The 12,752-nt window shown below is 43.8% G+C and carries 13 protein-coding genes, 1 pseudogene and 1 CRISPR repeat array; of the genes and pseudogenes, 3 read left to right on the top strand and 11 right to left on the bottom strand.

Annotated elements, in window-relative coordinates; translation table 11 throughout:
* Positions 1-32: 32 nt before the first annotated feature.
* Positions 33-300: a CRISPR direct-repeat array (repeat unit 28 nt; unit sequence TTTCTAAGCTGCCTATACGGCAGTGAAC).
* Between the two features lie 257 nt (positions 301-557).
* The 11 genes and pseudogenes from flgL to flgB all read right to left on the bottom strand — a co-directional run bounded on the left by flgL (position 558) and on the right by flgB (position 10,886).
* Positions 558-1,493 carry a flagellar hook-associated protein FlgL gene (gene flgL / locus PSF11_RS14610; RefSeq protein ID WP_014658063.1) on the bottom strand — a complete coding sequence of 312 codons (936 nt, stop codon included), beginning with the start codon at positions 1,491-1,493 and terminating at the stop codon, positions 558-560.
* Between the two features lie 27 nt (positions 1,494-1,520).
* Positions 1,521-3,161: a flagellar hook-associated protein FlgK gene (flgK, locus tag PSF11_RS14605; RefSeq protein WP_036943745.1), complete on the bottom strand. Its 1,641-nt coding sequence runs from the start codon at positions 3,159-3,161 to the stop codon at positions 1,521-1,523.
* 244 nt (positions 3,162-3,405) lie between these two features.
* Positions 3,406-4,386, bottom strand: a complete 981-nt coding sequence (gene flgJ, locus PSF11_RS14600) for a flagellar assembly peptidoglycan hydrolase FlgJ (protein ID WP_053110746.1) — start codon at positions 4,384-4,386, stop codon at positions 3,406-3,408.
* Positions 4,386-5,489 (bottom strand): flagellar basal body P-ring protein FlgI, encoded by a 1,104-nt coding sequence (locus tag PSF11_RS14595; protein WP_053110747.1) that lies wholly within the window; start codon positions 5,487-5,489, stop codon positions 4,386-4,388. Before PSF11_RS14595 ends, flgJ begins: the two co-directional genes overlap by 1 nt.
* Before the next feature lie 41 nt (positions 5,490-5,530).
* Complete coding sequence (locus PSF11_RS14590) at positions 5,531-6,298, bottom strand: flagellar basal body L-ring protein FlgH (protein WP_004918615.1); 768 nt, start codon at positions 6,296-6,298, stop codon at positions 5,531-5,533.
* A gap of 89 nt (positions 6,299-6,387) precedes the next feature.
* A pseudogene (flgG, locus tag PSF11_RS14585) lies at positions 6,388-7,169 on the bottom strand (flagellar basal-body rod protein FlgG).
* Positions 7,170-7,188: 19 nt separating this feature from the next.
* Positions 7,189-7,944 (bottom strand): flagellar basal body rod protein FlgF, encoded by a 756-nt coding sequence (locus PSF11_RS14580; RefSeq protein ID WP_004918610.1) that lies wholly within the window; start codon positions 7,942-7,944, stop codon positions 7,189-7,191.
* Positions 7,945-7,959: 15 nt separating this feature from the next.
* Positions 7,960-9,180: a flagellar hook protein FlgE gene (flgE, locus tag PSF11_RS14575; protein ID WP_004918608.1), complete on the bottom strand. Its 1,221-nt coding sequence runs from the start codon at positions 9,178-9,180 to the stop codon at positions 7,960-7,962.
* Positions 9,181-9,210: 30 nt separating this feature from the next.
* Positions 9,211-10,050, bottom strand: coding sequence for a flagellar hook assembly protein FlgD (locus PSF11_RS14570; protein ID WP_061064158.1), 840 nt, complete (start codon positions 10,048-10,050; stop codon positions 9,211-9,213).
* 12 nt (positions 10,051-10,062) lie between these two features.
* Positions 10,063-10,467: a flagellar basal body rod protein FlgC gene (flgC, locus tag PSF11_RS14565; RefSeq protein ID WP_004918605.1), complete on the bottom strand. Its 405-nt coding sequence runs from the start codon at positions 10,465-10,467 to the stop codon at positions 10,063-10,065.
* Positions 10,468-10,472: 5 nt separating this feature from the next.
* On the bottom strand, positions 10,473-10,886 hold the full coding sequence (gene flgB, locus PSF11_RS14560) for a flagellar basal body rod protein FlgB (protein WP_004918603.1): 414 nt from the start codon (positions 10,884-10,886) through the stop codon (positions 10,473-10,475).
* Positions 10,887-11,160: 274 nt separating this feature from the next.
* Between flgB and flgA the strand changes: the two genes are divergently transcribed.
* The 3 genes from flgA to PSF11_RS14545 all read left to right on the top strand — a co-directional run bounded on the left by flgA (position 11,161) and on the right by PSF11_RS14545 (position 12,744).
* Complete coding sequence (flgA, locus tag PSF11_RS14555) at positions 11,161-11,817, top strand: flagellar basal body P-ring formation chaperone FlgA (RefSeq protein ID WP_004918600.1); 657 nt, start codon at positions 11,161-11,163, stop codon at positions 11,815-11,817.
* 173 nt (positions 11,818-11,990) lie between these two features.
* The gene (gene flgM / locus PSF11_RS14550; protein WP_004918599.1) at positions 11,991-12,293 is read left to right on the top strand and encodes a flagellar biosynthesis anti-sigma factor FlgM; all 303 of its coding nucleotides are present in this window, start codon (positions 11,991-11,993) and stop codon (positions 12,291-12,293) included.
* A 10-nt stretch (positions 12,294-12,303) separates the two neighbouring features.
* A complete protein-coding gene (locus PSF11_RS14545) occupies positions 12,304-12,744 on the top strand; it encodes a flagella synthesis protein FlgN (protein ID WP_169342339.1) in 441 nt (146 codons plus the stop codon).
* Positions 12,745-12,752 lie beyond the last annotated feature (8 nt).

Here is a 12,752-nt window from a genome sequence, read left to right as displayed (position 1 = left end):
TCTCAAGAACAGGCAAGAGCTAAATTTCTTGATTTCTAAGCTGCCTATACGGCAGTGAACGATGAATCAATATACCGACACAATGAAGATGTTTTCTAAGCTGCCTATACGGCAGTGAACGCACTTATCTAGAATGCCTGTTAGTTTTTCTTTTTCTAAGCTGCCTATACGGCAGTGAACAAGGCCGCCCCTCTAATTCACGCTCACCTCGATTTCTAAGCTGCCTATACGGCAGTGAACCCTCAGTTGTGGAGCCGCAGCGGTAGTCCGATTTTCTAAGCTGCCTATACGGCAGTGAACAATTAGCTTACCAAACAAAATCCCTAAATAACAATTCGTTAGCCTATTTTTTAGAAAAATACCTTCTTTTTTATGACACTTAGTAACTTATTGTTTTATTGGCTAATTTTTTAAAGAGCAAAAACAAAGGGTAAAATAAAGAGTAAATCATCTTAAGAGAAATGCAATATAGGATAAGAGAAAAGAAAATAATTGTAGGGAAAAATAACGATACGGTAATTGCGCCAGCCTCAAATGAGTTGAGACTGGCACACGTCTTAACGACCACCAAATAATGACATGCTATTTAAATCTTTAAAAATATCTTGCGATGCTTGGAACATAGCCATTTCTTTATAATAGTCTGTTGTGACTCCAGTCCAATTTGTATCCAACAACTCACTTATGCGCTGACTATTTTGAATACTTCTTGTATCTGCTAGAAAGTTTAACTGATCAATTTCTTGTAGCTGCAACCCCTGCTTCGACTCAATATTTGAGATTTTATCTAGCGCTGATTTAACCGCTGTATTGGCGCTATCTAATGCTTTTTGAGCTGCCTCTTTTTCGCTTTGTGTTGCTTGGTCTTGAGGCGTTTTCAGCGCAGCAATGCCTTCATTTAACGCTTTGAAAACATTCACGACATTATTGCTATCCGTTGCAAACACTTGTGCGCCAGTAAAGTAAGTGGTCATTTCGCGATCGCTGGATACATTCTGCATAATCGCTTTATCGCCACCTTTGTAAATCACATCGCCCGCAGCATTCACCTCAAATGGTGGCTTGTCAGATTTATAACCTGCAAAAATATAGCGACCATTACCATCTGTCGTATTGCCTAACGCTACCAGCTGATCTTTCAAACCGCTTAATTGCTCCGCAAGTGACATTCTGTCACTATCACTCAAGCTACCTTGGTTTGAAGCTTGAATAATTGTTGTATCAATCTGAGTGGTAACCTCTGTCATCTGGGTCAACACACTCATCTGTAGCAGCATGCCTGTTTTGGCAAAACCTCGACTTGCCACATATTGCTGGTTGCGGTTTTCAGATTGATTAACACGCACCGCCTGCGATGAAGCTTGGGGGTCATCCGACGGCTTGCTGACACGCTTACCGGATGCCAGTTGGCTACCCGCATCCATCCAACGCGCTTGAGCATTATTCATATCTTGCAAGCGCTGGTGATAAATCATATTCGTACTTAAACGCATAATAGAATCCTTTTAAATGACTAGAATTTAGAACGCTCTCATTAGGGCATTAAAGAGGTCATCTACAGTTTTTAGCACTTGCGCATTCGCATTAAAAAACTGTTGGATTTTTTGCATTTGAATGCTTTCTTCGTTCATATTGACGCCCGAAACCGCTTGCTCTTGCTGATAGAAACTTTCTGTCATTTTGTTTTGTGTTTCAGAGTCAATCTGTGCTTGCTTGGTTTGGTTACCCACATCATTGACGATAGTGGCGTAATAATCGGAAAACGTTGATGTGCCCCCAATTAATTTTTGGTCTTGAAGCTTAACCAGCTCTTTTAGGTTATCATTATCACCAGGTCCGCTCCCTTTCTCACCCGCCGCCGCAAAATTTGCCGCATCGCTTATCAAAGATTGCATGCCATTGATGACGCCATTAACTGGTTTGACTAAAAACGAATCACCACTTTGGACATTGTTTTGGGTAATTTTCAGCTCGATACCATCAAACTTCAATGTATCTGGGGTTGAGCGATCAACGGTAACGGCAAAGCCTTCAGGTAGTCGAGTGACATTCCACTCTTTACCATCAAAACGCATCTCATAATTATTGCCAGTGACTTGAGAGACGTCGCTATAGTTAAAATCAAATTCTGCTTTACCGCGGTTAAAGGTATTACTAACTACATTACCTTTGCCGATTTCGAAAAAGTCCTTACCCGGATTACCATTAGCATCAAAGCCTTTCTTATGTACTTCGTTGAATTTACTTGCGAAGACCAAGGCCAATTTATTGAGTTTTTGGTATGCAGGATCAATGACCTCTTTGCGAGAGCGTAATACACCGCTGAGCTCACCACCACGAAACGCATCGTCTGCAATTTCGCGCACTTGACCATTAGCACCAACAAAACCAATACTAAAGCGGCTGTCATCCTGTGAGGAAGGAACGGCCTCAAGGCGGTTCGCATTTTCTCCAGTCACCAACGGTAAACCATTTGCAAAAGTGACGTTGTAGTTTCCATTTTGCTCAATCACTTTTACGCCAATCAATGAGTTGATCTCACTGACTAGGCGATCACGTACGTCCAGCAAATCATTAGGCTCTGAGCCGCTCACAGAGCGCACCCGCGCTATCTGTTGGTTCAAACCAGCGATTTTCTCTGCGTAGGTATTGATGTCTTTCACCTTAGTTTCAATTTGGCGATTAACATCACGCTCCATTTCTTGTAATCGTCTATCTGCTTCCTTGAACTGCCCTACCAGTGCATTTGATTTACCTAAAAAAACATCGATTAATGTTTTATCACTCGCATCACTGCTTGCGGCATCAAGCGCTGTAAAAAAACTCCCAATATTGCTCGAAATATCTTCAATATCATTAGTGAGTAAGTCATCGACTTGGCTGCTGTTTTTCGCATAAGCTTCATACTCACCACTACGAGCGCGTGATTGACCATATTGCTGGTTAATAAACTCATCAAACTCACGGCGAACATGGCTAAAATAGGTGCCGTTACCAAAATAACCGTTAGGTGTCATTGTGCCGGGATTCTCCCCGAAAACAGCACTTTGGCGATGATAGTAACCCACACCTGCGTTAGCTAAGTTATTTGAAATCACACTTAACCCACCCTGTGCGGCATTCACACCACTAAGTGCATTATTCATTACATTGTTCAGCATAAGCTTTTCCTTTATCTGCTGCTTATCGCCATGGTTCATCGATAATAACCGTCGCAATATCAACCCGAACTTTTTATTTATATTTCAAATAATTCGAGGTGCAGTTAGGTAACAAATCACTGTATCCTTGCAGCACCAATAAGCATCATCAATCGTGCTGTCACTTGAAATATGACGAATATAGTTAGTTATCGGAAAGATGCCGCAAATGTTTAGTGTTTACGGCACCTTTCAAGATGAAAATTTAAAAAATATCACTCAGATCGACGGTATAGGCTTGAACCGCTCGTGACGCCGCTTTGTCTGCTGTCTGATAGCCACGAATTTGATTGATCAGCGTAATTAATTTATCGGCATAATTAGGGTCTGTCGCATAACCTGCTTGGTGTAAGCGACGCGCCGCTATCTCAGGGGATTGCGCGTGTTTAACATCACGATAGCGTGGGTTCTCAGTCAATAAATTAATGTAATCGGCTATCGCTTCTTCATATGAGCCATACACACGGAAATCGTCTCGCATTTTGATGCTTTTGCCATTAATCACTTCCGTTGTCATAATATTGGTTACTGGCCCTTGCCAACTTTTACCCGCTTTAATACCAAACAGGTTATGGCTGGTTTTGCCTTCCGCCGTTAAAATTTCTCGACGCCCCCAACCACTTTCTAATGCCGCCTGAGCAAGGACCAAAAGGTGCGATATACCACTTTTCTGGCTGGCAACTTTTGCAGGCTCTATTAGTCGACTAATAAAATTTTGACTATTTAAAGAGAGGGATTTGACCTTCTGCATGGATGACGATAGAGCATCTCCTAACGGAGCAAAACGACGGACAATCTGCGCCATTGCTTGATTAGGTAGAGAGTCTATCAATCGATCATCCATGTTAAAGGGCTTCACTGGTACGTCTTCTGAAGATGTATCACCTTGCATTTGAGTTAGCTGCTGATACATCATTTCACCAAAGCCTAACCCTTTTTGTGACAGGTCTTGCGCAATTTGCTGATCATACATACTGGTTAGCATACGCGTCTGATCGGAAGAAAAAAGACCATCTTGCGGTAGTGCATCACGCATGCTTTTTAACATCATTTGTACAAACGTCGCTTCTAATTGCTGGGTGACTTGACGCAACCCTTTATCTGGCGAATCAGTTAATTCACGCTTTAAATGGCTGAGCGACTGCAAATCAAATGCGGCACCTTGCATTAATTGCATATCATTCATCAGATGATCTCCAGCTTAGCGCGCAAGCATCCAGCGCTTTCCATGGCCTGTAAAATCGACATTAAGTCGGTTGGCGTCGCCCCTAAAGTATTAAGTGCTTGTATCACTTGGTTAAGTTGTACGCTGGCATTGACTTTTTGTAATGCGCCGCCTTGCTCCCTCACCCCAAGATTCGTATTACGGGTAACAACGGTTTGCCCGCCTGCAAAAGGCGTGTTCGGCTGACTGACCTGAGTTTGCCTCTCTACCATCACCGATAAACTGCCGTGTGCTACCGCACAGCTTTCTAATGTTACACTGCGATTGATCACAACTGAGCCTGTTCGCGAATTTAAGATCACTTTGGCTTCGGCAATTGGCGTACGTACATTCAATTCTTGAATTTGTGCAAGAAAACGCACCTGATCACTATTGTTCATTGGCACACGTAGCTGAACTGTGCGTGAATCTAATGGTGTTGCGGTGCCTGCACCACGTAATCGGTTAATTGCATCACTAATATCTTGCGCTAATGTGAAGCTATCATCGTTCAGTTGTAAGTTAATAATGCCATTTTGACCAAAGCTAGTAGGTAGCTCACGCTCAATGGTCGCCCCTCCAGTGATCCGCCCACCAGCTAATTGATTGACTTTAATACTGCTTCCCCCCGCACTCGCGCCAGCTCCACCAACTAAAATGTTGCCTTGTGCCATGGCATAAACCTGCCCATCAACGCCTTTAAGTGGGGTCATTAGCAAAGTACCACCTCGTAAGCTTTTCGCATTCCCCATCGAGGAGACCACCACATCCACGGCTTGTCCTGCGCGAGCAAAAGGCGGCAATTTCGCGGTAACCATCACGGCTGCCACGTTTTTCAACTGCATGTTAGTGCCAGGTGGCACGGTGATCCCCATTTGAGATAACATATTGCTCAAGCTTTGAGTGGTAAAGGGTGTTTGCATGGTTTGGTCACCGGTGCCATCCAGCCCTACTACCAATCCATAACCAATTAACGCGTTGTCACGTACACCCTGCACTGTTGTCAAATCCTTGATACGTTCGCTATATGCCGATGTAGCAAATAGACAAAGCAGCGTTAGCAGAAGAGTCACTAATTTATTCATTCGATTATCTCTATGGGTTTACAGCTCAATTTCTACCTAAATTAATAAGGCGAAACGTTTAAGAAAAAGCGTTGCAACCAGCCCATGGTTTGCGATTCATTAATATAACCATCACCAACATATTCAATACGCGCATCCGCCACTTGTGTGGAGCTGACATTGTTATCTGCGCCTATTGTGCGAGGGTTTACCACGCCCGAAAAACGAATCGACTCCGTTCCTTGATTAATCGCTATCCGTTTTTCGCCCACTACATGCAAGTTACCGTTAGCTAAGAGTTGATCGACCGTGACGGTTATGGTGCCTCTAAAGGTATTGTTGGCATTGGCCCCGCCTTTCCCTGAAAAATCACTACTGCCTTTCACATCCAGCTCTGTATTACTGCCGCCCAGCCAACCTTGCATAAAACCAGGCAAGATTGCGGCTAAGAACCCCGTTTTACCGCTGCGATTTGCATTCGCGGATGAGTTCTTACTGGCGCTCACATTCTCTTGCAAATTAATGGTTAAAATATCGCCTACATTGCGAGGTCGCCTATCTTCAAACAGTGGTTGGTAGCCGTAATAGGCGGGCTGAGCACTTTGAAAAATAGCGCCATTGGGTGCGGGGGCTGTGGGTGCTGTCGGTAACGCACTTGTTTGAGTATCCACCAGAGGACGAGGTTTGACATAAGCACAACCACTTGTGGCTAATACCAAAGCAATCACCAAAACCTTACTCGGTGAAAAGAATGAATCGCCCTTAATTTCAGGGGTAAAACCGTTTTTCGTCATCATGGTACTCTTTTGCTGCTGTGTCTGTTTTATCATCACATCAAATGCCTAGTTATCACCAAATGACAACTTACCTTCTCGGGCAAATTGTCATTTGGGATCAGGCCGCGCGTTATGCCATCAAATTACAGTTGCGTTAAGCGTTGTAGCATCTGGTCGGAAGCTGAAACCGCTTTACTGTTAATTTCATAGGCGCGTTGGGTTTGGATCATATTCACCAATTCCTCAGCCACATTGACGTTCGAGGTTTCAAGCATATGCTGATACAGCAAACCAGCACCATTCGTGCCCGGCGCGCTTTCATTTGGCGCTCCTGAGCTAGCGGTTTCCATGTACAGGTTCTCACCCATACTTTCCAAGCCCGCATCATTAATAAATGTTGTTAGCGTAATTTGCCCAATTTGCTGTGGTTGGTTATCCCCATAGACCGTGATTGAGACCGTACCATCACGTGCGATGGTGAGGCTATTGGCATTATCAGGGATGGTGATGGCAGGTACGATTTGGTAACCACTCGAAGTGACTAGCTGACCATCTTGGTTTGGCTGCAAAGCACCGTCGCGTGTATATGCATCCGTACCATCGGGCAACTGCACATGTAGGAAACCTTGTCCTTTGATAGCAATGTCGGTGGTGTTTCCGGTTTTATTCAACGCACCTTGGCTATGAATACGCATTGTCGCCACAGGGCGTGACCCTGTACCCAGTTGTAAACCTGATGGTAAAGAGGTCTGCTCAGAGCTCATTGCCCCGGTTGACGAATATTTTGATACAGTAAATCTTCAAATACTGCACGTTGACGTTTGAAACCATTTGTACTGACGTTTGCCAAGTTGTTGGAAATAACATCAAGGTTGGTTTGTTGGGTATCAAGCCCAGTTTTAGCAATCCATAATGAACGGATCATCGTTATTCCTTACTGAAAATTAGCTAACGGCAAGCAGTTGGTTGGCTTTTTGTGCATTTTCATCGGCACTACGAACCACTTTCATCTGCATTTCAAAATACCTAGCGTTGGCAATCATCGACACCATCGCTTCTGCGGCATTGACATTACTGCCTTCAATCACCCCAGATGTCACGGAAGCTCGCTCACTTTGTGCAAGCCCATTACCATTCGCCGCCGCGGCTTGTGGTGATAGATGAAATAAGCCATCTTCACCGCGAATTAAATCTTGCGGCTGAGCTTCAACCACTTTTAAGCGCCCTATCTGCCCTAACATTGTTGGCGGGTCGGTCGCCAATAAGGCCGTCACGGTGCCATCTTCACCGATGGTCAGTTCCGCATTCGGCGGCACATTGATCGGGCCACCATCTCCTTGTAGACGGCGCTCACCAATCACCAATTCACCGTCAGGTGAAATTTGAATGTTACCGTTACGGGTATAAGCTTCACTACCATCTGCAAGTTCAACGGCTAGAAAGTGTTTGTCGTTTAATGCCACATCCATTGGCCTGCCCGTATAGTTGAGCGGCCCTTGGCTCATATCCGCTCCGGGCGTTGAAGCAACCACCAACGTTCGTGTTTGCTCGCTATCTCCATGAATAGGAACAGCCCGCATCGCCGCTAATTGCGCTTTAAAACCCGATGTGGAAACATTCGCAATGTTATTAGAAACAATCGCTTGGTTTTCAAGCGCATGTCGTGCGCCTCCCATTGCGGTATAAATGACATGATCCATAGCCACCCTCTACACTTAGCGTAAGTTAACCATCGTTTGCAGCATCTGATCTTGGGTTTTGATCGTCTGTGCGTTCGATTGGTAGTTACGTTGCATTACAATCATGTTGATCAGCTCTTGGCTCATATCTACGTTGGAAGATTCCAGCGCACCGCTCGTTAGCTTACCGAATTGACCGACGCCCGGTACGCCATCCATCGGGTTACCAGAGGCATTAGACGGTGCCCAAACGTTACCACCTTGTGATACTAAGCCATTCGGGTTAGCGAATGCTGAAAGTGCCACTTGCCCAACAACACGTTTTTGTTGGTTTGAGTAATTCGCCACGATCAAGCCGTTATCTTCAACTTTGAAATTGGTGTACTCACCTGCCGGATAACCGTTAACATCAATCGCACTCACCGATGATTCGCTGACTTTTTGCTGGCGTGTTTTATTTAGGTCAATCTGCAACGTACCGTTATTGGCACCATTTAGACCTTGATAATCAAACGCAAAAACGGCATTAGTTGGGCTATTTAGGCGGCCATTTCCATCAAACTCCATATCTCCCAATTTCTTAGCCACTTTATCGCCAGCATCTTTTGCATAAGCCGTCCATTTGTTATCGTCTGTTTTGACAAAGTAAACGGAGATTTCATGGGTATTACCTTGGCTATCAAATGCGGTCATGGTGGTACTGAAGTTATAGCTGCCAGTATCATCTGGGTTATTGATATCAAAAGGTTTGGATTTAACTTTGTCTTCAGAATTCAGGTTGATAGTCAGTTTTGCCAAATCAGAGGCTTGAGCATCCATCATATCTGTTGGGATATTTAGCCCTTGAGGAACACCACCACTTTGAACGACCACATTACCATTCTCATCCAAACCAGCCGGATAACCTGTCACTGTCATTCCTTGGTTGTTGACGAGGTTGCCGCTTTTATCGCGAATAAATTGCCCATCACGGCTATAAAAAATATCACCGTTTTGGTCTTGCACACGGAAAAAACCATTTCCTGAAATGGCCACATCCGTCGGTCTGTCAGTACGAGTGATTGGGCCATCTTTAAAGTTTTGGGTTACCGCGGCAACGTTAACCCCCAGACCTACACCTGAACCGGCAAACATATCGGCAAAAGAGGTGGTTGCACCTTTAAAACCATTAGTTGCGGAGTTGGCAATATTATTACCAATCGAATCAAGCCCCGCTGAGGCAGCATTTAAGCCACTAACTGCTTGTGAAAAAGACATGTTTTCTCCATGACGGTTGGGGAAATAAAATTAAGATGATGGATAGACTTTAAAAATGCTGCTAAGCGGCACACTTTGTCCTATACCAACATCCAATAAAGGAGCATCTGTACCCGGCGTGACACCATTAACTCGGGTATATCCCAATTTGGTGACTTCAATTTCTGCGCCGTTACTGACAGCCCTTACATCAAAGAAGTATTTGCTGTTCGTATCAGCAACGAGTTTTCCATTGTCATCGCGCCCATCCCACGACATGTCATAAATGTCAGGTTTCACTTCTGTGTCGTAAGAGATGGTACGAATAATGGCTCTATTTTTATCGCGTATCGTGATCTCAACGCTGTCAGCCATTTTGGGAAGGAAGAAACCAAACGGCGATGAGATATAATCCCCTTGGGACGCATCATCATCTCCGCCATTGTCATTGGCTGCGGACAACGCACGGCTAGTTTCATCATCAGGTAATGGATTTGTTGGTTTAGAAATAGCCGTATTATCACTGTCATTTTGCGTTTTTAATGGCGCAAGAACGATTTCATTACGCGGTATCAAAACCCCTTTTCCGACCAATTGAGTCGCTTGCAATGATTGACCAGAGCCAATTTGGCTTGAAATTCCGCTGACTTTGTCACTCAGCTTATTCATACTTTCAAGGGTCGCGATTTGTGCAAGTTGGCTGGTCAACTCTGCGTTTTCCATCGGCTTAGTGGGGTCTTGATTTTGCATCTGCGTCACAATCATTTTTAAAAACGTGTCACGCATATCATCCGTTTGACTCTTATTTTTATTTGGAATATTACTTTTCAGCGGCTCTGGGCCTGCTGTGGTGTTATCCAAAGAGTCATACATGGTGGCTGCTATGCCCATTTAGCTTCCTCGTTACTGGCCTATGGTTAAGGTTTTCTGAAGCAGCGTTTTAGCTGTATTCATCACTTCTAAGTTTGCTTGGTAGCTACGCGATGCCGAAATGGTATTGATCATTTCACCGACCATATCGACGTTAGGCATACGCACATACCCCTTCTCATCCGCCAATGGGTGACCGGGTTTGTATTCCATACGTGGTGGCGTGGGATCTTCAATCAACTGGCTCACACGAACACCGCCAACGCCATTACGGCCTTGAGGCGTCATTTGGAAAACTACCTGTTTAGCACGAAACGGTTCGCCATCAGGGCCTACAACACTTTCCGCGTTCGCCATATTGCTAGCGCTCACGTTAAGACGCTGTGATTGCGCGGTCAGTGCAGATGCTGAAATATCAAAAATACTGAGTAACGCCATTTTTATTACCCCTGCTGTAACACGGCCAACATACTTTTGACGCGGCTATTAATAAAAGTGAGATCTGCTTGGTACTTCAATGTGTTATCTGCGAATTGACTGCGCTCTATATCCATATCGACGGTATTACCGTCCATTGAGGTTTGATATGGAACACGATATTTAAGATCCAATTCGGGCTGTTTCATGTTTCGACCTTCGATATGGCCTTTTGATGTCACCGCCAAAGCAACGCCTTTACCTTTTACAACGCCATTTTTCATGGCTTGCTGTAACTGGCGGCTAAAATCGATATCACGCGCCTGATACCCCGGTGTATCCGCATTAGCAATATTTGCAGCCAAAATAGTTTGCCTTGCCTCGCGTATTGATAACGCCTGTTGCTGAAAAGCAAATGTGGCATTTAATTTATCAATCATGTTCAACCCCAATAAATTTTGCTTATCTCTCTTATCGTTATCACGATAAAATAAGCACCAATGCGTCACGCCATTCGCTAACTGTAATTTTCAAAGAATAGCAATGCAGAAAACGCTGAAATTTAAAATTCGACGCGCTTATATTAGCCGTATAACAAAAAATCTAATGGCAAGATAAAGGCAAAATTATTGACCTATTTGGCCCATTCATTATTGATGAGATGCGTAAACTGCGAGCAATTAGAAAAGTATGTTTTGATGAGGAGGCAACTCAATGAATGGTTTTCATACAACGCTATTTGGCTCGTTAATTTTACTAACGACAACAGCGCAAGCCTCTTTACCGCAAGACATTAATAACTATTTTCGTAAAATACACACCAAGCCGAATCAAGTCTCTATTGAGATAAAAACACCTATAGAACGTTGGCCTAGTTGTGAAAAGCCCCAAATTCTTCCTCCTGTCGGTAGTCGTAATATGGGAAATGTTTCATTACCGGTGCAATGCGGTAAGAAAAAACAGTTTATTCAGTTAACCGTTAATGTCACCGGACAGTATTATGTGGCAACACGTAATATCGCTCGTGGGGAAAAAATTGAATTTGTCGATATTGGTACCCAAAAGGGGTTACTCCATAAGCTACCTACAGGGGCTGCCACCGATAAAGTGGCAATACGCGGCAGCATCGCATTGCGTGATATCAATGCAGGTCAAACATTGACACAATCTATGATGCGTCGACCTTGGGCCGTTAAAGCAGGACAAAACGTTTATGTCTTTGCAAATGGCCATAATTTTTCGGTTAAATATGAAGGACGAGCCATCAACAATGCCGCCACCGGGGAAAACACGCGTGTTCGATTAATCAACGGTCAGGTTGTTAATGGAGAAGCCTTAGAAAATGGCAGTGTGCGGGTAGCGCTAAAGTAGCGAATTTTGATTGAGACTCAATAAGATAATCGATATTATGCGCCTACTCATATCAAAGGGTATCATTATCATTCTCAAGCATTAGAATAGTCTTAAAGATAAGCATTAGATTAAAGAATTGGTAATTAACGCCGATATTCCATTTATAAAAATACTGGAACAGGAAAAACACTATGGCTATCGAGCAAACATCTGCAATTTCAGCGCTAACGCAAGTGACAAACCGTGACCCACAGGATCCCACGGCGCCCCTTCGTGAGAAAAAAGTATCAGCGACTGAATCCGTTAAAGAAAGTACTTTTTCACCAAGTGAACTAAAAAAGAAGTTATTGCAACCTCAAGCCAGTGATATCAACAGTGAAAAAGTTGAACGAATTAAACAGGCCATTAAAGATGGTACATTGCAAATGAATACCGAGAAAGTTGCCGACGGTATTTTACGTGATGCCCATGAATTCATGCTATCAATGAAGTAAGACAATGAATATGAATGATGATTTGTTGACGTTGCTAGAACAACAGCTCACTCATTTACAATCACTGCAAATAGTGATGAAAAATGAGGAGTTACTGTTAGGCTACCATCGTGTTCCCCCATCACCGTTTCAAGAAGCCACCGAGCAAAAGCGTTATTTGGTTGCCGCTATTGGACATGGTGAAACACATCGTCTACGCCTTGAGCAAGAAATGGGAATTGTGGCCCCCTACGATGAAAACCCTGCGCTTCATAGCCTGTGGGGTGAAATCAAAGCGCTGACAACAACATTAAAAGAGTTAAATTACCGTAACCACCAAATGTTGCAGTTACATATTGAACTAAATAACCAGCGCCTTGCTTTTGTCAAAAAACATAATAACCAATCCACTTATGGTGCAGACGGTTTAGAAGAAAAGCGTCCAGTATTAGGTAAGAAAATTTCTATTTAGGCGACGGT

Origin of the sequence: Providencia sp. PROV119 (assembly GCF_028482435.1) — a bacterium.
Classification (GTDB): Bacteria; Pseudomonadota; Gammaproteobacteria; order Enterobacterales; family Enterobacteriaceae; genus Providencia; species Providencia stuartii.
The sequence above is the reverse complement of the archived record's forward strand: the minus strand, read 5'-3'. Positions and strand labels throughout refer to the sequence as shown.